Annotated in this window: 18 protein-coding genes; 12 read left to right on the forward strand and 6 right to left on the reverse strand. The window is 70.3% G+C overall.

Annotated features, from left to right (window positions below; translation table 11 throughout):
- On the reverse strand, window positions 1-209 hold a 209-nt coding region (locus HPT28_RS17470; protein ID WP_219092046.1), incomplete at its 3' end, for a hypothetical protein.
- A gap of 426 nt (window positions 210-635) precedes the next feature.
- Here HPT28_RS17470 and HPT28_RS17475 point away from each other — a divergent pair.
- A complete protein-coding gene (locus tag HPT28_RS17475; protein WP_219092047.1) occupies window positions 636-1,289 on the forward strand; it encodes a PadR family transcriptional regulator in 654 nt (217 codons plus the stop codon).
- 48 nt (window positions 1,290-1,337) lie between these two features.
- On the forward strand, window positions 1,338-2,420 hold the full coding sequence (locus HPT28_RS17480; RefSeq protein ID WP_219092048.1) for an inositol-3-phosphate synthase: 1,083 nt from the start codon (window positions 1,338-1,340) through the stop codon (window positions 2,418-2,420).
- A gap of 149 nt (window positions 2,421-2,569) precedes the next feature.
- Here HPT28_RS17480 and HPT28_RS17485 read toward each other — a convergent pair whose 3' ends face one another.
- The 3 genes from HPT28_RS17485 to HPT28_RS17495 all read right to left on the reverse strand — a co-directional run bounded on the left by HPT28_RS17485 (window position 2,570) and on the right by HPT28_RS17495 (window position 5,276).
- On the reverse strand, window positions 2,570-3,601 hold the full coding sequence (locus HPT28_RS17485) for an alanine racemase (protein WP_219092049.1): 1,032 nt from the start codon (window positions 3,599-3,601) through the stop codon (window positions 2,570-2,572).
- A gap of 53 nt (window positions 3,602-3,654) precedes the next feature.
- On the reverse strand, window positions 3,655-4,776 hold the full coding sequence (locus HPT28_RS17490) for a peptidoglycan bridge formation glycyltransferase FemA/FemB family protein (RefSeq protein WP_219092050.1): 1,122 nt from the start codon (window positions 4,774-4,776) through the stop codon (window positions 3,655-3,657).
- A 173-nt stretch (window positions 4,777-4,949) separates the two neighbouring features.
- A complete protein-coding gene (locus HPT28_RS17495) occupies window positions 4,950-5,276 on the reverse strand; it encodes a hypothetical protein (RefSeq protein ID WP_219092051.1) in 327 nt (108 codons plus the stop codon).
- A 277-nt stretch (window positions 5,277-5,553) separates the two neighbouring features.
- Between HPT28_RS17495 and rpsF the strand changes: the two genes are divergently transcribed.
- From rpsF to rplI, 4 genes are all read left to right on the forward strand, one after another.
- Window positions 5,554-5,844 (forward strand): 30S ribosomal protein S6, encoded by a 291-nt coding sequence (gene rpsF / locus HPT28_RS17500; RefSeq protein ID WP_219092052.1) that lies wholly within the window; start codon window positions 5,554-5,556, stop codon window positions 5,842-5,844.
- 79 nt (window positions 5,845-5,923) lie between these two features.
- Complete coding sequence (locus tag HPT28_RS17505; protein ID WP_219092053.1) at window positions 5,924-6,478, forward strand: single-stranded DNA-binding protein; 555 nt, start codon at window positions 5,924-5,926, stop codon at window positions 6,476-6,478.
- A 64-nt stretch (window positions 6,479-6,542) separates the two neighbouring features.
- Window positions 6,543-6,779 carry a 30S ribosomal protein S18 gene (gene rpsR, locus HPT28_RS17510; protein WP_003978893.1) on the forward strand — a complete coding sequence of 79 codons (237 nt, stop codon included), beginning with the start codon at window positions 6,543-6,545 and terminating at the stop codon, window positions 6,777-6,779.
- Between the two features lie 17 nt (window positions 6,780-6,796).
- The gene (rplI, locus tag HPT28_RS17515; protein WP_219092054.1) at window positions 6,797-7,243 is read left to right on the forward strand and encodes a 50S ribosomal protein L9; all 447 of its coding nucleotides are present in this window, start codon (window positions 6,797-6,799) and stop codon (window positions 7,241-7,243) included.
- Window positions 7,244-7,338: 95 nt separating this feature from the next.
- Here rplI and HPT28_RS17520 read toward each other — a convergent pair whose 3' ends face one another.
- Window positions 7,339-8,649: an MATE family efflux transporter gene (locus HPT28_RS17520; RefSeq protein ID WP_219092096.1), complete on the reverse strand. Its 1,311-nt coding sequence runs from the start codon at window positions 8,647-8,649 to the stop codon at window positions 7,339-7,341.
- A 539-nt stretch (window positions 8,650-9,188) separates the two neighbouring features.
- On the opposite strand from HPT28_RS17520, the gene dnaB reads away from it, so the two are divergent.
- The 3 genes from dnaB (at window position 9,189) to HPT28_RS17535 (ending at window position 13,788) form a co-directional block, all read left to right on the forward strand.
- The gene (gene dnaB, locus HPT28_RS17525; RefSeq protein ID WP_219092055.1) at window positions 9,189-10,661 is read left to right on the forward strand and encodes a replicative DNA helicase; all 1,473 of its coding nucleotides are present in this window, start codon (window positions 9,189-9,191) and stop codon (window positions 10,659-10,661) included.
- Window positions 10,662-10,965: 304 nt separating this feature from the next.
- Entirely contained in the window at window positions 10,966-12,432 is a 1,467-nt protein-coding gene (locus HPT28_RS17530) for a glycosyltransferase family 87 protein (protein WP_219092056.1), read from the forward strand.
- Between the two features lie 60 nt (window positions 12,433-12,492).
- The gene (locus tag HPT28_RS17535; RefSeq protein WP_219092057.1) at window positions 12,493-13,788 is read left to right on the forward strand and encodes an MFS transporter; all 1,296 of its coding nucleotides are present in this window, start codon (window positions 12,493-12,495) and stop codon (window positions 13,786-13,788) included.
- 123 nt (window positions 13,789-13,911) lie between these two features.
- Here the strand turns inward: HPT28_RS17535 and HPT28_RS17540 are convergent, their stop codons facing one another.
- A complete protein-coding gene (locus HPT28_RS17540) occupies window positions 13,912-15,408 on the reverse strand; it encodes a CCA tRNA nucleotidyltransferase (protein ID WP_219092058.1) in 1,497 nt (498 codons plus the stop codon).
- A 200-nt stretch (window positions 15,409-15,608) separates the two neighbouring features.
- On the opposite strand from HPT28_RS17540, the gene HPT28_RS17545 reads away from it, so the two are divergent.
- The 3 genes from HPT28_RS17545 (at window position 15,609) to HPT28_RS17555 (ending at window position 22,556) form a co-directional block, all read left to right on the forward strand.
- Window positions 15,609-18,065, forward strand: coding sequence for a DUF6049 family protein (locus HPT28_RS17545; RefSeq protein WP_219092059.1), 2,457 nt, complete (start codon window positions 15,609-15,611; stop codon window positions 18,063-18,065).
- A 49-nt stretch (window positions 18,066-18,114) separates the two neighbouring features.
- Window positions 18,115-20,511 carry a murein biosynthesis integral membrane protein MurJ gene (murJ, locus tag HPT28_RS17550; RefSeq protein WP_374226979.1) on the forward strand — a complete coding sequence of 799 codons (2,397 nt, stop codon included), beginning with the start codon at window positions 18,115-18,117 and terminating at the stop codon, window positions 20,509-20,511.
- Between the two features lie 338 nt (window positions 20,512-20,849).
- The gene (locus HPT28_RS17555; RefSeq protein ID WP_374226981.1) at window positions 20,850-22,556 is read left to right on the forward strand and encodes a serine/threonine protein kinase; all 1,707 of its coding nucleotides are present in this window, start codon (window positions 20,850-20,852) and stop codon (window positions 22,554-22,556) included.
- Window positions 22,557-22,558: the final 2 nt, after the last annotated feature.

Consider the following 22,558-nt stretch of genomic DNA (forward strand, 5'->3'; position numbering starts at 1 on the left):
CCGGCCCCCACGGCCTGCGCACGGCGGCGGCCGCCGGAGCGCTGCGCCGCGCGCCGGGCCTCGGCCCGGCCGCCCTGCGCCTGCCCGGGCATGCCGTAGGAGCTGGTGGTGGGACCAGTGGGCGGCGCCGCGGCCCGACGTCCGGACGTCGACGGCTGCGCTGCGCGTCGGCCGCGTTGCTGCGGCGGCTTGCGGCGGTGCTCGCTCATGGGAACAGCTACTCCTCGGTCAGGCACCCGCGCCTGAAGGCGGCAGTGTACTTCCGGTCCCCCCACGTGCGTCCCGTTGGCCTCATGGGCGCACTGCATCCAGGACGAAGACGCGCTCGCGCGTCCTGTGGTTCCTGGAGGACTCCTGCACAGCGTCAGCGTACGGAAGACCAAAACCTGTTTTTCCAGACATTCACCTGAAAGCGGACGGAAGAACACCGGCGAATCACGGAAGTGACCGCGAACACCCCCATCCCGGCCTTGCCGCATGCCTCGGGCCGTTCTATCGTCGGGATGTATCGAAGCGATACATCACAGCGGTACATCACTCCGGCACACGACTCCGGGACGCCGCTCTGGCACATCGCGGCGGTACATCGAACGGTCAGCGCACGGAGCGGTGGGACGAGAAGGGGAGGGGCGTCCATGAGCAGACGGTCCGGCATCCTCGAGTTCGCCGTTCTGGGGCTGCTGCGCGAGGCCCCGATGCACGGTTACGAGCTGCGCAAGCGGCTCAACACCTCACTCGGGGTCTTCCGGGCCTTCAGCTACGGATCGCTCTACCCCTGCCTCAAGACGCTCGTCCAGCAGGGATGGATCACCGAGGAAGAGGCCCAGCTCGCGAACGACGCCCGTGGGGCAGCGTTGACCGGCCGGCGGGCCAAGATCGTCTACCGGCTCACCGCGGAAGGCAAGGAGCACTTCGAGGAGCTGCTCGCGCAGACCGGACCCGACGCCTGGGAGGACGAGCACTTCGGCGTGCGTTTCGCCTTCTTCGGCCAGACCTCCCGGGATGTGCGCATGCGGGTGCTGGAAGGGCGCCGCAGCCGCCTCGAGGAGCGCCTCGACAAAATGCGGGCCTCCCTGGCCCGCACCCGCGAACGGCTGGACGACTACACCCTCGAACTGCAGCGCCACGGCATGGAGTCCGTGGAGCGCGAGGTCCGCTGGCTCAACGAGTTGATCGAGAGCGAACGCGCGGGGCGCGATCGACGCGATCAACGACAGTCAGGAGATACGGGCGATCTGCCCCGGCATCGGGGCGGTACCCGACCGGATTCGTCCGACGACACCACCTGAGTTCCGCACCGTGCGGGATTCTTCGAGTACACAAGGGGAGCAACCGGAATGGGTTCGGTTCGCGTAGCCATCGTCGGTGTGGGTAACTGCGCCGCCTCGCTGGTGCAGGGCGTCGAGTACTACAAGGACGCCGACCCGGACAGTCGCGTCCCGGGTCTGATGCACGTCCAGTTCGGCGACTACCACATCTCGGACATCGAGTTCGTGGCGGCCTTCGACGTGGACGCCAAGAAGGTCGGCCTTGACCTGGCCGACGCCATCGGCGCCAGCGAGAACAACACCATCAAGATCTGCGACGTGCCCAGCACCGGAGTCACGGTGCAGCGCGGCCACACCTACGACGGTCTGGGCAAGTACTACCGCCAGACCATCGAGGAGTCGGCCGAGGAGCCGGTCGACATGGTCAAGGCGCTCAAGGACGCGCAGGCCGACGTCCTCGTCTGCTACCTGCCCGTGGGCTCCCAGAGCGCCGTCGAGTACTACGCCCAGGTGGCCATCGACGCAAAGGTCGCGTTCGTCAACGCCCTCCCGGTGTTCATCGCCGGCACCAAGGAGTGGGCGGACAAGTTCACCGAGGCCGGTGTGCCGATCGTCGGCGACGACATCAAGTCCCAGGTGGGCGCCACCATCACGCACCGCGTGATGGCCAAGCTCTTCGAGGACCGCGGCGTCATCCTGGACCGCACGATGCAGCTCAACGTCGGCGGCAACATGGACTTCAAGAACATGCTGGAGCGCGAGCGGCTGGAGTCGAAGAAGATCTCCAAGACGCAGGCGGTCACCTCCCAGATCCCCGACCGCGAACTGGGCGAGCACAACGTGCACATCGGCCCGTCGGACTTCGTGGCCTGGCTGGACGACCGCAAGTGGGCCTACGTCCGTCTGGAGGGCCGTGCCTTCGGTGATGTTCCGCTGAACCTGGAGTACAAGCTCGAGGTCTGGGACTCCCCGAACTCCGCCGGCGTCATCATCGACGCGCTGCGCGCGGCGAAGATCGCCAAGGACCGGGGCATCGGTGGCCCGATCCTCTCGGCCTCCTCGTACTTCATGAAGTCCCCGCCCGTGCAGTACTTCGACGACGTGGCCCGCGAGAACGTCGAGAAGTTCATCAAGGGTGAAGTCGAGCGCTGAACCGCGCCCGGCTGAGCCGAACGGCGAAGGGTCGTGTTTCACGTGAAACACGACCCTTCGCCGTTTCTCATGCCTGCCGCTCGCGCTCGTCCGACGTTCCCCGTGCGGAACGCCCGGGGCGTGCCTCCGCGCAGTCCGCCGGAGGCGGCTTAGCGCTCGACCAGCCGGTCGTACTGCGTCGTGGTGTGGCGCAGGTGGGCCACCAACTCATCGCCGACGCGCGGCTCGGCCGCCTCGGCGGGGATGAAGAGGATGGAGACCTGCATGTGCGGGGGCTCGGCGAACCAGCGCTGCTTGCCGTCCCAGACGAACGGCGACAGGTTGCGGTTCACCGTCGCCAGCCCCGCCCGGGCGACCCCCTTGGCCCGGGAGGTCATTCCGTGCAGCGCCTTGGGGGCCTCCAGCCCCACACCGTGCGAGGTGCCACCGGCCACCACGGCAAGCCAGCCGTCCCCCGGGGCCTTCTGCTGCCGATAGCCGAACCGGTCGCCCCGCGTCACCCGCGTCACGTCGAGGATCGAGCCCTTGTACTCGGTGGCCGTGTGGTCCCCGAGCCACAGCTTCGTCCCGATCCGCGCCCGGAAGCGGGTCTGCGGGAACTGCTGCTGGAGCCGACGGAACTCCTCGGACCGCAGATGGCTCACGAACATGGTGTCCAGCGGCAGCCGGGCGGCGCGCAGCCGGTCCATCCAGCCGATGACCTCCTCCACCGCGTCGGAACCGTCCGTCCGGTCGAGCGGCAGGTGGATCGCGAAGCCCTCCAGGCGAACGTCCTCGATGGACGACCGGAGCTTGCCGAGTTCCTCCTCACGCACCCCGTGCCGCTTCATCGAGCTCATGACCTCGATGACGACGCGGGCACCGACGAGCGCCCCGACACCGTCCACCGAGGACACCGAACGGATCACCCGGTCGGGCAGCGGCACCGGCTCCTCGCCCCGCCGGAAGGGCGTCAGCACCAGCAGATCGCCGCTGAACCAGTCCTTCATCCGGGCGGCCTCGTAAGTGGTGCCCACGGCCAGGATGTCGGAGCCGAAACGGGTGACCTCCTCGGCCAGACGCTCGTGTCCGAAGCCGTAGCCGTTGCCCTTGCAGACGGGCACGATACCCGGGAACTGCTGCAACACCGTTTGCTGGTGCGCTCGCCAGCCGGAGGTGTTGACGTAGAGGGAGAGCGCCATGCCGGTGGGGGTCCTTTCTCGTGGGCGGTGACCGGACCGTGGGCGGAAAAGGGTCAGCGCCGGGACATGTAGATGTCGAGCGCCTTGTGCAGCAGCTTATTCAGCGGGAAGTCCCATTCGCCCAGGTACTCGGCCGCCTCACCGCCGGTGCCCACCTTGAACTGGATCAGGCCGAACAGGTGGTCGCTGTCGTCGAGCGAGTCCGAGATGCCCCGCAGGTCGTAGACGCTCGCGCCGAGCGCGTAGGCGTCCTGGAGCATGCGCCACTGCATCGCGTTCGACGGGCGCACCTCGCGCTTGTGGTTGGCGGACGCGCCGTAGGAGTACCAGACGTGGCCACCGACGACGAGCATCGTGGCCGCGGCCACCGGCTCCCCCTCGTGCACCGCGAAGTACAGCCGCATCCGGTTGGGGTCCTCGTTGTTGAGGGCCTTCCACATCTGCTGGAAGTAGCCGAGCGGGCGCGGCCGGAACTGGTCGCGCTCGGCCGTCACCTCGTACAGCTGCTGCCACTGCTGCAGATCGTCGAAGCCGCCCTGTACGACCTCGACCCCGGCCTTCTCGGCCTTCTTGATGTTGCGTCGCCACAGCTGGTTGAAGCCCTTGTGCACGTCCTCCAGGCTGCGCTGTTCCAACGGCACCTGGAAGACGTAGCGCGGCTGGACGTCCCCGAAACCGGCGCCGCCGTCCTCGCCCTGCTGCCAGCCCATCCGGCGCAGCTTGTCCGCCACCTCGAACGCCCGGGGCTCGATGAACGTGGCCTCGACGTCCCGCAGCCGTTTGACCTCCGGGTCCTGGATGCCCTTCTTGATGGCGGGGGCGTTCCAGCGCCGGATGACGACCGGCGGGCCCATCTTCACCGAGAAGGCGCCCTGGCGCTTGAGGTGCGCCAGCATCGGCTTGAGCCACTCCTCCAGGTTGGGCGCGTACCAGTTGATGACGGGGCCCTCGGGCAGATACGCGAGATAGCGCTTGACCTTGGGCAGCTGCCGGTAGAGCACCAGCCCGGCGCCGACCTGCTCCCCCGTGCGCTCGTCGAACCAGCCCAGGTTCTCCGCGCGCCACTCGGTCTTCACGTCGGCCCACGCCGGGATCTGGCAGTGGCTGGCCGAGGGCAGGCTCCGGATGTACGCCAGATGCTCTTCGCGGCTGATGGTCCTCAGGGTCAGGCTCATTCGGGGGCGCTCCTCCGGCGTACTTCGCAGGGTCTGGCGCGAAGCCTACTGCGCGGAGCAGCACCCCGTACGGGCACAGTCACCCTCACCAGGACCGTCGGCCCCCGGCGCCTACACCCTGTGCGGCGGATCAGCCCACCACCCTGCTCGGCGGGGCCGTTCCGGGTGAGGCCCTAGTCGAAGAGCCCGACGAAGAAGCCGCCGTTGGCCATCCCCAGGTAGAGCCCGAAGGCCGCCGCACCGAGGCCGATGATCAGCACGAAACGCTCGGCCGTCGTCGCGGAGATCATCTGCCCCCGCAGCCCGGTGAGGACGCCCACGAGGCCGACCCAGGACGCGAGCACATGGAGCCCGCTGAAGAAGGACGTCACGAACGCGACAAGCCCCAGGACCAGCGTCGCCGCGGTGAAGGCGTTCTCCACGGGATGGGGCCTGCCGTCGGTGTTGAGGAGGTCGAAGAGGCCGTGTCTGTGGCCCTGAGGTCGTACTGCCTGTGCCATGTGGCACCTCCCAGCGGAAGGCGGCGAGCTGTGGCGCCGCTCACACCCGTTGTGTCCAGATTGCGGGGTACTCGGGCCGGATTTCAACCGGAAGGGCGAGCACGGGTACGCTGTACCGTCTGCACCGGTGCCTGCCCGGCCACCCCTGATCCGCTCCGGCGAAGTCCGGCGCTGTCAGAGGCGGCCTGTACAACGGCAGGGACCGTGGCTGACACGCATACGACCCTCCTGCCACGGAACGACCGTGGCCGCTGAGTCCAGAGGAGGTGGGTTCCACATGCGTCACTACGAGGTGATGGTGATCCTCGACCCCGATCTCGAGGAGCGCTCCGTCGCACCGCTGATCGAGAACTTCCTTTCCGTTGTCCGTGAGGGCAAGGGGAAGGTCGAGAAGGTCGACACCTGGGGCCGTCGTCGTCTCTCCTACGAGATCAACAAGAAGCCCGAGGGCATCTACTCGGTCATCGACCTGCAGGCCGAGCCTGCGGTCGTGAAGGAGCTCGACCGCCAGATGAACCTGAACGAGTCGGTCCTCCGGACCAAGGTGCTCCGTCCCTCCGCTCGCTGAGCCCCGGCCGGCGAACGAAGGTTCCGAGTAGCGCCACGCAGCCCAAGCAGCCAGCAGCAGCACGCCGAGAGGTACCCCCATGGCAGGCGAGACCGTCATCACGGTCGTCGGCAATCTGGTCGACGACCCCGAGCTGCGCTTCACCCCTTCCGGTGCGGCGGTCGCGAAGTTCCGCGTCGCGTCCACCCCGCGCACCTTCGACCGGCAGACCAACGAGTGGAAGGACGGCGACAGCCTGTTCCTCACCTGCTCGGTCTGGCGCCAGGCGGCGGAGAACGTCGCCGAGTCCCTCACCCGGGGCACCCGGGTCATCGTGCAGGGCCGGTTGAAGCAGCGGTCGTACGAGGACCGTGAAGGGATCAAGCGCACGGTCTACGAGCTGGACGTCGACGAGGTCGGCGCCAGCCTGCGCAACGCGACCGCGAAGGTCACCAAGACCAGCGGCCGCGGCAGCCAGCAGGGTGGCGGTGGCTGGGGCGGCGGCCCCGGCGGCCCCGGTGGTCAGCAGGGCGGGGGCGGCGCCCCCGCGGGCGACCCGTGGGCGACCGGCGCCCCGGCTGGCGGTGGCCAGCAGGGCGGTGGCAACGGCTGGGGCGGCGGCTCCGGCGGCTACTCGGACGAGCCTCCCTTCTGACCGGTCCGTGACCGGTTCGAGGGCGGGCTCTCCCGCAACTTCTTGAACTCACTGGAGAGAGACCATGGCGAAGCCGCCTGCTCGCAAGCCGAAGAAGAAGGTTTGCGTGTTCTGCAAGGAGAAGATCTCCTACGTCGACTACAAGGACACGAACCTGCTGCGGAAGTTCATTTCCGACCGCGGCAAGATCCGTGCCCGCCGGGTCACCGGCAACTGCACCCAGCACCAGCGTGACGTCGCCACGGCTGTGAAGAACAGCCGTGAGATGGCGCTGCTGCCCTACACGTCGACCGCTCGCTGAGGAAGGGTGACCGCATCATGAAGATCATCCTTACCAACGAGGTTTCCGGTCTCGGCATCGCCGGCGACGTCGTGGACGTGCGTGACGGGTACGCCCGCAACTACCTGCTCCCCCGTGGTTTCGCGATCCGCTGGACCCGCGGTGGCGAGAAGGACGTCGAGCAGATCCGCCGCGCCCGCAAGATCCGCGAGATCGCCACGATCGAGCAGGCCAACGACGTCAAGGCGCAGCTCGAGGGCACCAAGGTGCGCCTCAAGGTCCGCGCGGGTGAGGGCGGCCGTCTCTTCGGCTCCGTCACCCCCGCCGACATCGCCACCGCGGTGAAGTCGGCCGGCGGTCCGGACGTGGACAAGCGCCGCGTCGAGCTGGGCTCGCCGATCAAGACCCTCGGCTCGCACGAGGTCTCGGTCCGGCTGCACACCGACGTCGTCGCCAAGGTCGGCGTCGAGGTCCAGGCCGCGTAAGGAATACGCTGCCAACGGCTCGGGAGCGGGCCGCACCCTGCACGGGGTGCGGCCCGCTTTCCGTGTCCGTTGCGCCCCGCACGAGCCCCGGGGTCTCAGCCGCGGACGGCGCCGGTGACGAGCCAGCGCCCGGAGCGGGCCCGCCACCACAGGGTGGCCAGCCGCGTCGTCATCATCAGCCCGGCGATCGTCCACCACAGGGCCGTCAGCCCGCCGCCGAGCGTCGGCACGGCGAGGGCAACCGGAGCGAAGACGGCCAGGACCGCGAGCATCGCCCCGGCGAGGTAGGGCCCGTCGCCGGCGCCCATGAGTACGCCGTCCAGCACGAAGACGACGCCCGCGACGGGCTGGGTGACGGCGACGACGAGCAGCGCCGGGAACAGGGCGTCGTGCACGGCCGGGTCGCCGGTGAACAGCGGCAGGATCAGGGGGCGGGCCAGCAGGACCAGTACCCCGAGCACGACGCCGGAGAGCACGCCCCACTGCACCATCCGACGGCAGGCCGCCCTGGCCCCGGCGGCGTCGTCGGCGCCCAGGTAGCGGCCGATGATCGCCTGGCCCGCGATGGCGATGGCGTCCAGCGCGAACGCGAGGAGGGCCCACAGGGTGAGGGTGATCTGGTGGGCGGCGACGGAGGCGTCGCCCAGCCTGGCGGCGACGGAGGTGCCGATCAGCAGCACCGCGCGCAGGGACAACGTGCGGACGAGCAGGGGAGCGCCGGCCTGGGCGCAGGCCCGGATCCCCGACGGATCGGGGCGGAGCGAGGCGCCGTGCCGACGGGCACCGCGGACGACGACGGTGAGATAGACGGTGGCCATGCCCCACTGGGCGAGTACCGTGCCCCAGGCGGACCCGGCGATCCCGAGGCCCGCCCCGTACACGAGCAGCACGTTGAGTCCCGCGTTCGCCGTGAAGCCGCCGACGGCCACGTAGAGCGGCGTGCGGGTGTCCTGGAGGCCGCGCAGAACGCCGGTGGCGGCGAGCACGGTGAGCATCGCGGGGATACCGAAGAGACTGATCCGCAGATAGGTCACCGCGTGCGGGGCGGCGGTGGCGGAGGCCCCGAAGAAGTCCACGAGCGCCGGGGCGAACGGGTATCCGGCGGCGAGGACGGACAGCCCGAGGAGGAGGGCGAGCCAGATGCCGTCCATGCCCTGCCGGATCGCCGCGGGGAGCTCGTTCGCTCCGACCCGGCGCGCCACGGCGGCGGTGGTGGCATAGGCGAGGAAGACGAAGACGTTGACCCCGGTGGTGAGGATCGCCGCCGCGATGCCGAGCCCGGCGAGCTGCGGGGTGCCGAGGTGCCCCACGATCGCGCTGTCCGCCAGCCGGAAGAGCGGCTCGGCGACAAGGGCGCCGAAGGCCGGTACGGCCAGGGCGAGGATCTCCCGGTCGTGGCGGCGCATCGCCGAACGCCGCGTGCCGGCGGCTACCGGCTCCGGGCGTTCCTCGGCGGCGCTGCGGTCGGTTGCGGGGCGCGAGGAGGGCATGCGGTGATTGAAGCATCCACAGGTAATATCCGCAACCGATAAGCGGTCCTTACATTCCGTGCCCTTCGCATCGCCCCGACCGCCGTCGTCCACGGATCTCCCCGGTTGTCGGCGACTTTTTCTCCTGCACAGCCGGTGGACGGAGAATCCGCAGGTGAACGCATGATTCCCAGAGGCGGTGCGGGCTTCTCCACAGCACTGTCCCCCGGGTCGTACACAGGAAGCCCCGGGTTCTCCACAGGATGTGCCCCATCACCCACAGAGCCCTGTGGATAACCGAATTGGCCCTGCCCGCCCCCGGCTCTACCGTTGTCCGGCGCCCGCCTTCCGTTCCCCCTTTCTTCGCCGCGCGACCGATGCGCCGTAACCGGAGTAGGGCGCCTCAGTTGTCAGAGCTGTGCCGTAGAAAGCCAGAGGAGCTGTGCACTGCGGCTCGCACGGGAGGAGGTGGCAGGGTGACCCAGCCCGAGCACCTGGAGGACCCCTGGGCCGCCACGCCGGCGGCCCGCCCGGCCGAGCACCTCCCCGTCTCCCGGCAGCGCCGTGGCGAGGAGCCCGGGAGCGAACAGCACGACCGCGGCCAGGACACCTTCTCCGGCAACACCTTCGAGCGCGTCCCCCCGCAGGACCTCACCGCCGAGCAGTCCGTCCTCGGCGGCATGCTCCTGTCGAAGGAGGCCATCGCCGACGTCGTGGAGGTCCTCCAAGGGCAGGACTTCTACCGGCCGGCCCACGAGACCGTCTACCAGGCCATCCTCGACCTCTACGCCAAGGGCGAGCCGGCCGACCCGATCACCGTCGCCGCGGAGCTCACCCGGCGCGGCGAGCTGGCCAAGGTCGGCGGCAACGGCTACCTGCACTCCCTCGTCCAGACGGTCCCCACTGCCGCCAACGCGGAGTACTACGCGGAGATCGTGCACGAACGTGCCGTTCTCCGCCGTCTCGTCGAGGCCGGCACCCGCATCACCCAGATGGGATACGCCGCCGACGGCGACGTGGACGAGATCGTCAACTCGGCACAGGCCGAGATCTACGCCGTCACCGAGCAGCGCACCTCCGAGGACTACCTGCCCCTCAACGCGATCATGGAGGGCGCGCTCGACGAGATCGAGGCCATCGGCTCGCGCAGCGGCCAGATGACCGGCGTCCCCACCGGTTTCACCGATCTGGACTCCCTGACGAACGGTCTCCACCCCGGCCAGATGATCGTCATCGCGGCCCGTCCCGCCATGGGTAAGTCCACCCTGGCGCTCGACTTCGCCCGGGCCTGTTCCATCCGCAACAACCTGCCGAGCGTCATCTTCTCCCTGGAGATGGGCCGCAACGAGATCGCGATGCGCCTGCTGTCGGCCGAGGCCCGCGTCGCCCTCCACCACATGCGCTCCGGCAGCATGACCGACGAGGACTGGAACAAGATCGCCCGGCAGATGCCGCAGGTCACCGAAGCGCCGCTCTACATCGACGACTCGCCCAACCTGACGATGATGGAGATCCGGGCCAAGTGCAGGCGCCTCAAGCAGCGCAACGACCTCCAGCTCATCGTCATCGACTACCTCCAGCTCATGCAGTCCGGTGGCGCCCGGCGCCCCGAGTCCCGCCAGCAGGAGGTCTCGGAGATGTCCCGGAACCTCAAGCTGCTGGCCAAGGAGCTGGAGGTTCCGGTGATCGCCCTCTCCCAGCTCAACCGAGGCCCCGAGCAGCGCACCGACAAGAAGCCGATGGTCTCCGATCTGCGTGAGTCCGGCTCCATCGAGCAGGACGCCGACATGGTGATCCTCCTGCACCGCGAGGACGCCTACGAGAAGGAGTCGCCCCGCGCCGGCGAGGCGGACCTCATCGTGGCCAAGCACCGCAACGGCCCCACCGCCACCATCACCGTCGCCTTCCAGGGCCACTACTCGCGCTTCGTCGACATGGCCCAGACCTGACCGCGGGCTGCCGGAGACACCTTTCGGGGCCCGGGGAGCGGCACGCGCCATGGGATGGGTCGATGATGTCGATCAAGAAGATCCACGTCGCCTTCGCCTGCGCGGAACCCGAACGCCTCCCTCGCTTATGGTGCCTCGGCTGAGGGCCCGCGAACGGGGCCTGGTTCTGTCCCCGTCGGCGACGGGCCTGGACATCCCCGCACCCCCTTCGGCGACACCGTGTGCGACCCGAGCCGAACACGGTGACCGGAATCGTGGTGGAGGACCGGGAAGGCGGCGCGGGGCGTAGGGCAGGATGTGGGGCATGACGAGCGTGCGTGACGACGAGGTCGTGCGACCCACCGTCGAGGACGAGGTCGCCGCCGCGGGCAGCGAGGCGATCGGCGGACCTCTCGGCAAGCGGGCGCTGGTCGGACACCACTGGTGGTCGCCGGTGCGGATCATCGTGCTGTGCGCCCTCGGTCTCTTCGCCCTGGGCATGGTGCAGAAGCTCCCCTGCTACGAGGGCGGCTGGTTCTTCGGCCGGGGTGCGCAGTACACCCACGCGTGCTACTCCGATATCCCGCACCTCTACACCGGCCGTGGATTCGAGGCGGGGGTGACCCCCTACGTCGACCGCATCACCCAGTTCTCCGGCGGGATGGAGTTCCTGGAGTACCCCGTGCTCACCGGGGCCTTCATGCAGGTCGCGTCCTGGCTGACCCCGGACTTCGCCCATACGATGCAGGAGCAGCAGGCGTACTGGCTGGTCAACGCCGGGATGCTGATGATCTGCACCGCCGTCCTCGTCGTGTGCGTGGCCCGCACCCATCGTCGTCGCCCCTGGGACGCTCTGCTGGTGGCGCTGGCTCCGGCGTTCGCGCTGACGGCCACGATCAACTGGGACCTGCTGGCGGTGAGCCTGACGGCGGCCGCCATGCTCATGTGGTCGCGCAGTCGCCCCCTCGCCTTCGGCGTGCTGTTGGGGCTGGCCACCGCGGCCAAGCTCTATCCGGTCCTGCTGCTCGGCCCCCTGCTCGTGCTCTGCTGGCGGGCCGACCGCTGGCGGGCCTTCGGGGCGGCCCTCGGCGGGACCGTGGGCACCTGGCTCCTGGTCAATCTGCCGGTGATGCTCTTCGCCACCGAGGGCTGGGCGAAGTTCTACACCTTCTCCCGGGAACGGCCGGTGGACTTCGGCTCACTCTGGCTCATCATCGCCCAGCGCACGAGCTTCCCCACGGAGACCGCGAACATCGCCGGCATCGTCCTGATGCTGCTGGGCTGCGCGGGCATCGCGATGTTGATCCTGTTCGCGCCGCGGCGTCCACGCTTCGCGCAGGTCGCCTTCCTCGTCGTCGCCCTGTTCATCCTCACGAACAAGGTCTACTCCCCGCAGTATGTGCTGTGGCTCATCCCGCTGGCCGCCCTCGCCAGACCCCGGTGGCGGGACATGCTGATCTGGCAGTTCTGCGAGGTCGCCTACTTCCTCGGCATCTGGATGTATCTCGCGTACACGACCAGCGAGAACAACCAGGGGCTGCCGCAGGAGGGCTACCACCTCGCCATCGCGGTGCACCTGCTGGGAACGCTGTACCTGTGCGGCATGGTGGTGCGTGACGCGCTCAGGCCCGAGCACGATCGTGTGCGCCGGGACGGCTCCGACGATCCGTCCGGCGGTGTACTCGACGGCGCTCCGGACGCGTTCACGTCACATGGACTGCAGCCCGCCTTTCCAGATCCACCGATCACCCCTGAAGGCGGCACCGTACGCTGGGGTACCCCGAGACGCTGACTGATCACTGTCGACCGCTGTTTCACGTGAAACATGACGGGCGACGGGAACCGAGGCCCGATGCCTGCCGGACGTGGTGGACTGATCCACGACGCGCGAGTGCTGATCCGTTTCAGGGATTTCCGCCGCCTGCTGGCCGTCCGCCTGCTCTCCCAGCTGGCCGACGGAGTCTTTCAGGTGGCGCTGGCCACCTACGTCGTCTTCTCACCCGAGCGACAGGCCTCAGCGGGCGCCATCGCCGGTGCGCTCGCCGTGCTTCTGCTCCCCTACTCGCTCCTCGGGCCTTTCGCCGGCGTCCTGTTGGACCGGTGGCGGCGCCGTCAGGTCCTGCTGTACGGCAACCTCCTGCGCTCCCTGCTCTCGCTGGGCACCTGCGCTCTGGTGCTGGTGTCCGTACCGACCTGGCTCTTCTACCTCTCCGCCCTCTCCGTCACCGCCGTCAACCGCTTCATCCTCGCCGGCCTCTCCGCCGCCCTCCCCCGGGTCGTGGACGGCGAGCGGCTGGTCATGGCCAACTCCGTGTCCCCGACCGCCGGCACTCTCGCCGCCACCCTCGGCGGCGGCCTCGCCCTGGGGCTGCGGGCCGTCCTTCCCAACGGCACAAGCGTCGACGCCTGGGTGGTCCTCTGTGCTGCCGCGGTGTACGCCACGGCCGGGCTCTCGGCACTGCGGATGGGCCGCGAACTCCTCGGCCCCGAGCCCGGCCAGCGACAACCCCACATCCTCGCAGCGATCGTCAGCACCGCTCGCGGCCTGCTGGACGGCCTCCGGCACCTCGCCCACCGTCGCACAGCCGCCCAGGCGCTCATCGCCATCGGGGTGCTGCGCTTCTGCTACGGCGCGCTGACGGTCATGCTGCTGATACTGGCCCGCTATGCCTGGAGCGAGGATGTCGACCACGGGGTGGCTCTTCTCGGGCTGGCCCTGGCCGTCTCCGGTCTCGGATTCTTCACCGCCGCGGTGATCACCCCCTGGGGCGCCCGACGCCTGGGCCGGCTGGGCTGGATGGCCTGGTGTGCCACTTCGGCGGCCGTGCTCCTCCCGGTGCTCGGCCTGTGGTTCCGGCCCGGGCCCATGCTCGTCGCTGCGTTCCTGCTGGGCGCGGCGTCCCAGGGGGCGAAGATCATCACGGACACGGTGGTCCAGGCGACGGTGGACGACGGCTACCGCGGTCGGGTGTTCTCCCTCTACGACATGCAGTACAACGTCGCCTTCGTCGCCGCTGCCGCGGTCGCGGCTCTCGCCCTGCCTCCCGATGGCCGCTCCGCCCCGCTCGTGGTGGCCGTCGCTCTGCTCTACGGCCTCACCGCGCTGGGGGTGTTCCGCCTCCGCTCCTCGGCGTCGCCATCGCTCTGAGCCGCGGCTCTCGGGAAGGACGACGGAGACGCGTCCAAGGAGGGGCGAGAAGCTGGGATGCGGGGCATGTTTCACGTGAAACACGCCCCGCGCTCGGCTCGGGCTCAGCGGCTCGGCCGACGCTCAGTCCTCGCGGGACGCCCACCACTTCTTCAGCGCGGCCACCGCGGCCTCTCGCTCCATGGGACCGTGCTCAAGCCGCTGGTCCAGCAGGAACCGGTAGGCCGCACCGATCTCCGGGCCAGGCTTCAGCCCCAGCACCTCCATGATCTCGTTGCCGTTGAGATCGGGACGGATGGCGTCCAGCTCCTCCTGTTCCTGGAGTTGGGCGATGCGGTCCTCCAGGCCGTCATAGGCCCGTGCCAGCGCGTTGGCCTTGCGCTTGTTCCGGGTGGTGCAGTCGGAACGGGTCAGTTTGTGCAACCGGTCCAGCAGGGGCCCGGCATCGCGCACGTAGCGCCGTACGGCCGAGTCCGTCCACTCGCCGGATCCGTAGCCGTGAAAGCGCAGATGCAGCTCCACCAGCCGTGAGACGTCCTTCACCAGCTCGTTGGAGTACTTCAGCGCGGTCATCCGCTTGCGGGTCATCTTGGCGCCCACGACCTCGTGGTGGTGGAAGGAGACGCGGCCGTCCTTCTCGAAACGGCGCGTCCGCGGCTTGCCGATGTCGTGCAGCAGGGCGGCGAGGCGCAGGGTGAGGTCGGGCCCGTCCTGCTCCAGGTCCATGGCCTGCTCCAGCACCGTCAACGAGTGCTCGTAGACATCCTTGTGCCGGTGGTGCTCGTCCCGCTCCAGCCGCAGGGCCGGGAGCTCCGGCACCACCCGCTCGGCGAGCCCCGTCTCCACCAGGATCTCCAGCCCCTGCCGGGGGTGGTCGGAGAGCACCAGCTTGTTCAGCTCGTCCCGCACCCGCTCGGCGGACACGATGTCGATGCGCTCCGCCATGTCCCGCATGGCCGCACGCACGGGCGCGTCCAGGGCGAAGTCCAGCTGGGCGGCGAACCGGGCAGCCCGCATCATCCGCAGCGGGTCGTCCGAGAAGGAGGCCTCGGGTGTGCCCGGGGTGCGCAACACACGGCGCGCGAGATCCTCCAGCCCCTGGTGAGGGTCGATGAACTCCTTCTCCGGCAGAGCGACCGCCATGGCGTTCACCGTGAAGTCGCGCCGGATCAGGTCTTCCTCGATGGAATCCCCATAGGAGACCTCGGGCTTGCGGGAGGTGCGGTCGTAGATCTCGGACCGGTACGTCGTGATCTCGATCTGGTACTCCTCGGGCCCCGCCTGCTCCGCCTCGGTGCCCTCCGCGGCCTTGATGCAGCCGACGGTGCCGAAGGCGATGCCCACCTCCCAGACGGCGTCTGCCCAGGGGCGGACGATCTTCAGCACATCCTGGGGACGCGCGTCCGTGGTGAAGTCGAGATCGTTGCCGAGCCGCCCCAGCAGAGCGTCCCGCACCGAGCCGCCGACGAGCGCGAGTGAGAAGCCCGCCTCCCGAAAGCGGCGGGCCAAGTCGTCGGCCACGGGAGACACCCTCAGCAGCTCACTCACCGCACGGCGCTGCGCGGTGCTGAGCTCCTGGTTCGGCTGCTGGACGTTGCTGTCAGTCTTGGCGTTCGGCACAACAGCACAGGGTACGTGCCGTCTCCCCACTCGCGCTCACCCGTTCCACCGGCTCCCCGCCGCAGGGAGCCGGTGGCGGGCGCTGTCGGGCGCACACCGCGGCACCCACGACGCGCGGGGCTCGTTAGCATCGGGGACAGCGGCAGAGCACCAGCGGCAGACCTGCAGCGGCAGGGCGACCAGACGGGACGGACCATCGCGTGGCCGAAGCGCCGAAGAACCAGGGGAGCCACACCCCGGCTGTGCCCGGACGCCGACTCCGCCGTGCCGCCGCGGCCCTGATCATGCCCCTGTCGCTGCTGCTCGCGGGCTCTCCCCACGCCGGTGCCACCACGGTCGCCCCGCACACCGCCGCGCCCGGCGTGGGCCCCGTCAGCGGTACGAGCGACGTGGCCGCCCTGGAGCCCGCCACCAGTGAGTCCGCCACCGGCTCCCGCACGGCGGAGGTCGCGATCACCGGAGTGACACCCGTGACCCCCGGCGAGGAGGACACCCTCACGATCAAGGGCTCCGTGACCAATCGGTCCCAGGAGACGATCACCGGTCTGGAGGTGAACCTGCGCGCCGGCCCACGGCTGACGACCCGCAGTTCGATCGACCGGGCCGCCGGTCGTGAGGGCTTCTCCTACGCGCAGGACGGCAGAGAGGTCACCGACGAGGACTCGGCCTTCGCCCTCGACGACGTCGCCCCAGGCGGCACGCGTCCCTTCACCCTCAAGGTCCCGGTGGAGGAGCTGGAGCTGGACGCGAGCGGCGTGTACCAGCTCGGCGTGGCCGTCTCCGGCCGCGGCGGCGGCTCCGGGGAACAGGTTCTCGGTATGGGGCGGACTTTCCTGACCTGGCAGACCGAACCCGCGTCGGACCGTACCGACGTCACCTTCCTCTGGCCCCTCGTCTCCACTCCGCACCTCACCGCCCGCACTGCCTCGGACGAGCAGCAGACCCCGGTGTTCCGGGACGACGACCTCGTGAACGAGATCTCCCCGGGCGGTCGGCTCTACGAGCTCGTCCGCCACGGCGCCGATCTCCCGGTCACCTGGGTCGTGGACCCTGACCTGCTGGCGTCGGTCAACGCCATGACCGAGCCGTACCAGGTACAGACCCCCGAAGGCCCGGTCGCCGGGACCGGCCGCGACGCGGCGAACCGATGGCTCAACGAGCTCCAGCGGGCCGTCGAGGACGAGGAAGTCGTCGCCCTGCCCTTCGGCGACCCCGACGTGGCCTCGCTCGCGCACCGCGGGCGCGACGTCTCCGGCGCACTGGGCCATCTGCAGTCGGCGACGGAGGCCGCCCAGGTCACGGTCGAGACCATCCTCAACACGCCACCGAGCACGGACTTCGCCTGGCCGGTGGAGGGGGCCATCGACCCGTCGGTCGTCTCCGTTGCCACCTCGGCCGGAGCCCGCAACGTCATCGCCCGCAGCGACAGCCTGCGGGAGGACCGCAGCCTCCCGTACACCCCGAACGCCGCCCGTCCCATCGGCGGTGGCATCACGGCGGTGTCGGCGGACGCCACCCTGTCCACCCTGTTCCAGGGCGATATGACGCGGGCCGACAACTCCACCTCAGCCGTCCAGCGCTTCCTCTCCCACACCCTGGCGATCACCGAGCAGAACCCCACGAAGCAGCGCAGCATCCTCGTCGCTCCCCAGCGCATGCCGACGGCCAGCCAGGCCGCCACCATGGCCACGGCCATCGAGGCCGTGACCGACAGCGGCGGCTGGGCGCGCTTCGTGGACCTCGGCGAGACGGCGAAGGCCAAGCCCGATCCGCAGGCGAAGCGCCAGGTGCCCGGCCGCTCCGCCTACCCCAAGCACCTGCGCGAGCAGGAGCTGCCGACCGCCGCGTTCGAGGCGATGCGCGGGACGCAGAGCACGCTCAACGACTTCACGGTCATCCTCAGCCAGGAGGACCGGGTCGTGACGCCGTTCGGCAACGCCATTCGCCGGGAGATGTCCACGTCGTGGCGCGGCCGGGCGGAGGACGCCGCGGACTACCGCGACTCCGTGCAGGACTACCTCGTCGGACTCACCGACCAGGTGCGTCTCGTGCCAAAGTCCCCCATGACACTCTCCGGCCGCAGCGCGACCATCCCGGTCACGGTGCAGAACAACCTGGTCCAGGAGGTCGACGGGCTGGAACTGCGGCTGACCTCCGGGCGCCGGATCGGCCTGACGGTCGACGACGACGTGAAGCCGGTGGTGGTCGAGGGGGGGCACAGCCAGTCGATCACGTTCGACACGACGGCCAACGCCAACGGACGGACCTTCCTGACCGCACGGCTCTACACGAAGGACGGCGACCCCTACGGTGAGCCGATGACCTTCCAGGTGGACGTCACCGAGATCACGTCCACCGTGCTGCTGGTCATCGCCGGCGGTGTCCTGCTCGTCGTCCTGGCCGGGGTGCGGATGTACACACAGCGCAAGCGCCGCGGCCCGCAGCCCGACCCCGACGCTCCGCTGGCCTCCCAGCGGGACGAGGCCGAGGCCGAGCCGGAAGCCGCGGCGGAGGACGGCGCGGAGAACGGTGCCCGGAACAACGCGACGGCGGACACGGAGACCGAAGCCTCCCCACGCCCGGCCCGTGAGGCTCACGATGACACCCGGCCCGAAAGCGGGGAGTCCTCGGGGCCAGGTGAGAAAGTGGACTGTTGAGCGAGGCAGCGGGCCGAACGCCGGCGCGAATGATGAGGTGGGGTACGCAGTGAATGTGCCGTACGACCGCGACCGCGGCGAGCGGGGTCCGTCCACGCCCGAGGAGGAGGGGCAGGACGCGCATCCGCGGAGCGCCCACGGCGGCGCCCCCCACGGCTACCCGGACCCGGCCGCGCAGCCCTCGGTGGACGAGGCGGGGTACGGGCGTACCCCGTATCCGCCCCCGGGCCCGCAGCCGCCGCACCAGCAGCCGCCCGCGTCTCGCCATTCCTCCGAGCCCCACCACTGGCCCGGCCCGCCCGCCGCCGGGCACCACACACCGTCTCCGCAGGCCCCGCATACCGCCTACGGCGCCGAGCCCGCGCACGCGTCGCACCCAGGCGTCCACGGGCTGGCCGCTCGGGGCCCCGAACACGACGGACGTCCCTCCGCCGTTCCCCCCACACAGCCCGACGACGCCTTCGAGTACCTCTTCCGGGACCAGCAGCAGATCCCTCAGCAGCAGCCGCAGCCGAGGCTCGACGCCGCGGGGCCGCCCCCGCCCCCGCAGGACGGCACGTACCCGCAGCCCGGCCCGCACTACCAACAGCCCCACCCCCAGCAGCCTCACCCGTACCCGCAGCAGCCCCCGTCCGCCCGCTACGAAGCGCCGACACCCGCACCGCAGTCGTATCCACAGCAGCCGTCGGCCTCCCCCGAGCAGCCACCGGCGCCACCGCTCGCCCCCGAGGCCGGGCCCGCCGGTGCGGCGGGCCCGCCGCAGGGCCCGGGCGGCACCCCGCAGGCCCCCGCCGCGGAGCAGCCCGGCGGGCGGGGCGGCGGGCTGCTGCGGTCCAGCGCCGTGATGGCGGCCGGGACGCTGGTCTCCCGCGTCACCGGTTTCGTCCGCAGCCTGGTGATCGCCGCAGCGCTCGGCGTCGCCGTCCTCGGTGACGCCTACACCGTCGCGTACACGCTGCCCACCATGGTCTACATGCTGTCGATCGGCGGCGGTCTCAACTCCGTCTTCGTACCGCAGCTCGTGCGGGCGATGAAGAACGACGAGGACGGCGGCGAGGCCTACGCCAACCGGCTCCTGACCCTGGTGATGGTCATCCTCGGCGCTCTGACGCTGCTCACCGTGGTCGCCGCCCCGCTGCTCGTGCGGATGCTCTCGGTGTCCATCGCGGACGATCCGGACGCCAACAACGTGGCCGTGACCTTCGCGCGCTACTGCCTGCCCACGATCTTCTTCATGGGCGTGCACGTCGTGATGGGACAGATCCTCAACGCCCGCGGCCGCTTCGGCGCGATGATGTGGACGCCCGTCCTCAACAACCTCGTCATCATCTTCGCGTTCGGCTCGTTCATCTGGGTCTACGGCACCTCGGCCAGCTCCGACCTGGGAGTCGCGACGATCCCCCCCGAAGGTGTCCGGCTGCTCGGCGTGGGCACCCTGCTCGGCCTCGTGGTCCAGGCGCTGGCCATGCTCCCCTTCCTCCGGGCCGCCGGCTTCCACTTCCGGCCCCGGTTCGACTGGAAGGGCCACGGGCTGGGCAAGGCTGCCAAGCTCGCCAAGTGGACGTTCCTGTTCGTGCTCGCCAACCAGGCCGGCCTGCTCGTCGTCACCCAGCTCGCCACCGCGGCGGGTGCGGACGCGGCTGCTGAGGACATCGAGGGCGCGGGCATCCTCGGCTACCAGAACGCCCTGCTGATCTGGCAGATGCCGCAGGCCATCATCACCGTCTCCGTCATGGCGGCCCTGCTGCCCCGGCTCTCGCGTTCCGCGCACGACGAGGACAGCGACGCCGTCCGTGAGGACCTCTCCCACGGACTGCGCACCTCGGCGGTCGCCATCGTGCCGATCTCGTTCTCGTTCCTCGCGCTCGGCGTGCCGATGTGTCTGATGCTCTACGCCTCCGCCGGAGCGGACGCCGCCGCCTCCATGGGCTTCATCCTCATGGCCTTCGGGATCGGTCTCATCCCGTACTCGGTGCAGTACGTCGTCCTGCGCGCCTTCTACGCCTACGAGGACACCCGGACGCCCTTCTACAACACCGTGATCGTCGCCATCGGCAACGCAGCGGGTGCCGGGCTCTGCTACCTGCTGCTGCCCAGCCGGTACGCGGTCGCCGGAATGGCGGCGGCCTACGGTGCTGCCTACGCCGTGGGCGTCGGTGTGGCGTGGCGTCGGCTGCGCAGAAAGCTCGACGGCGATCTGGACGGTTCGCGTATCGCCCGTACCTACGCCCGACTGTGCCTCGCCAGCGTGCCCGGCGCCCTGCTGGCCGGCGCCGCCGCCTACGGTGTGATCCGCGCCCTCGGTGACGGCTTCACCGGGGGACTCACGGCGCTGGTCGTCGGTTCGCTGGTGCTGGGCGCGATGTTCGTGGTCACCGCGAAGCGGCTGCGCATCCAGGAGATGACGGCCATGATCGGCATGGTCCGGGCGAAGCTCGGCCGCTGAGACCACCCGTACCGCCGACTCGTGTCGTGCACCACAGCGAGCTGCGGGCACAATTGACGGTGGCCGGTCCCACGGCCGGCCACCGTGTCGGCTGAGTGCACCGGTCGAGGGGATGCGACAACGGGGAGGCAGGAGCGACGGTGGCGGAACGGAGCACTACCGTCGACGTGGCGTACTCGGGCGGCAAGGGCGGCGGGGCCGACAAGCCCCGGTCGGCCGGGTCCGGCGGAGCCGCGGCCGACGGCACCACGTCCCAGGAGGGCCGCGAGGGCGCGGACGGCGCCTCCGGCGAGAACACCGGCGCCGAGTCCGCGCCCGAGCACCGCCCGCGCCGCGGCGTGCGGGACCCCGCGGCGACGGCCGGGGCCGAGCGAGGACGAGCCGGCCCGCCCGACGACGCAGACGACGACGCCCAGGACGGCGGCGGAGACTCTCACGAAGCGCGCAACGAGGGTGAGGACGCCACGGAGGACGACAGGACCGCGGAGCGATCCGAACCCGCGCCGGAGCTTCACAGCGGACACAAGCTCGCACGCCGCTACCGGCTGGAGGAGTGTGTCACCCGGCTGGACGGGTTCAGCAGCTGGCGTGCCGTGGACGAGAAGCTCCGCCGGGCCGTGGGCGTCCATGTCCTTCCGGCGAACCACCGCCGTGTGCGCCCCGTGCTGGCCGCGGCCCGCTCCGCCGCCCTGCTGGGCGACCCCCGCTTCGTGCAGGTGCTGGACGCCGTCGAGGACGGCGAGCTGGTCTACGTCGTCCACGAGTGGCTTCCGGACGCCACCCCGCTCACCACGCTCCTGGCGGCCGGACCGCTGCCCGCGCACGAGGCGTACGAGCTGGTGCGCCATCTCTCCCAAGCCATGGCCGCCGCCCACCGCGAGGGGCTGGCCCATCTGCGGCTCACCCCCGGGGCCGTGCTGCGCACCGGGACGGGCCAGTACCGCATTCGCGGCCTGGCCGTGAACGCGGCGCTGCGCGGGATCACGTCGCACACCCCGCAGCGCACCGACACCGAGGCGATCGGTGCACTGCTCTACGCGGCGCTCACCCAGCGTTGGCCCTACGAGGACGACGCCTACGGGCTCAGCGGTGTCGCGCGGCTCTCCGGCGGTACCGTCATGCCGCCCGACCAGGTCCGGGCCGGCGTCCACCGGGGCCTTTCCGAGCTGGCCATGCGGGCGCTGGTCAACGCCGGCGCCACCGCGTCCGGTGAGAACTCCCCGTGCACCACTCCGGAGGAACTGACCCGCGCGGTGTCCGAGCTGCCGCGCATCCGTCCTCCGGAGCACGGCTTCCTGAATCCGGCACCGTACGAGCGCACCACCTACCAGCAGGGCGTCCTCTCCCCCGATGTCGCGCCGCCCGGCGTCCGGGCGCGCCCGGGCACCGTGGGCGACGCACCGCCCACGCTGCCGGGCCGGACGGGCAAGGTCCTCAAGTGGGGGGTCTCCGCTCTGCTGGTCGCCGCGCTCGGCCTGGGGAGCTGGCAGATCGCCGATGCCCTGCTGCGCGGGGAGCGTCAGACGGACTCGGCCTCCCAGGGGCAGGGCGGCACGGAGAAGCAGAGCGAGGAGTCGCCCGCGGCCAAGCCGGAGACCGGCAAGCCGGTCGACATCGCCTCGGCCCGCATCCTCGACCCCGGCGGTACGGGACGGGAGAGTGCTCAGCACGCCGAGCGGGCCTTCGACGGTGACCCCGACAGTTACTGGCAGACCCTCTACTACGCGAACGCCACCTTCGGAAACCTCAAGCCGGGTGTGGGACTCATCCTGGATCTCGGGTCGGTGCAGCAGGTCAGCACGCTCGACCTCCGCTTCCGTGGCGACACCTCGGTCGACTTCCTCGCCGCCCCGGCCTCAGCCGGGACGGAGCCGGATTCCCTGGGCGACTTCAGCAGGGTCGACAGCGGGAGCGGCAGCGAGGTGTCCCTCCAGACCAAGAAGCCGATCATGACCCGCTACGTTCTGGTGTGGCTCACGGAACTACCGCGCACCGAGGACGACGAATACCGTGGCCGCATCACGGAGATCGGCATCAAGAGCTGATC

This window comes from Streptomyces sp. JJ38, from assembly GCF_019303475.1.
In the GTDB taxonomy this organism is placed as follows: Bacteria; Actinomycetota; Actinomycetes; order Streptomycetales; family Streptomycetaceae; genus Streptomyces.

Coding starts and splice junctions, on each gene's coding strand:
- HPT28_RS17475 (WP_219092047.1), top strand. CDS start 636: ATGAGCAGACGGTCCGGCATCCTCGAGTTCGCCGTTCTGGGGCTGCTG.
- HPT28_RS17480 (WP_219092048.1), top strand. CDS start 1,338: ATGGGTTCGGTTCGCGTAGCCATCGTCGGTGTGGGTAACTGCGCCGCC.
- HPT28_RS17485 (WP_219092049.1), bottom strand. CDS start 3,601: ATGGCGCTCTCCCTCTACGTCAACACCTCCGGCTGGCGAGCGCACCAG.
- HPT28_RS17490 (WP_219092050.1), bottom strand. CDS start 4,776: ATGAGCCTGACCCTGAGGACCATCAGCCGCGAAGAGCATCTGGCGTAC.
- HPT28_RS17495 (WP_219092051.1), bottom strand. CDS start 5,276: ATGGCACAGGCAGTACGACCTCAGGGCCACAGACACGGCCTCTTCGAC.
- rpsF (WP_219092052.1), top strand. CDS start 5,554: ATGCGTCACTACGAGGTGATGGTGATCCTCGACCCCGATCTCGAGGAG.
- HPT28_RS17505 (WP_219092053.1), top strand. CDS start 5,924: ATGGCAGGCGAGACCGTCATCACGGTCGTCGGCAATCTGGTCGACGAC.
- rpsR (WP_003978893.1), top strand. CDS start 6,543: ATGGCGAAGCCGCCTGCTCGCAAGCCGAAGAAGAAGGTTTGCGTGTTC.
- rplI (WP_219092054.1), top strand. CDS start 6,797: ATGAAGATCATCCTTACCAACGAGGTTTCCGGTCTCGGCATCGCCGGC.
- HPT28_RS17520 (WP_219092096.1), bottom strand. CDS start 8,649: ATGCGCCGCCACGACCGGGAGATCCTCGCCCTGGCCGTACCGGCCTTC.
- HPT28_RS17530 (WP_219092056.1), top strand. CDS start 10,966: ATGACGAGCGTGCGTGACGACGAGGTCGTGCGACCCACCGTCGAGGAC.
- HPT28_RS17535 (WP_219092057.1), top strand. CDS start 12,493: ATGCCTGCCGGACGTGGTGGACTGATCCACGACGCGCGAGTGCTGATC.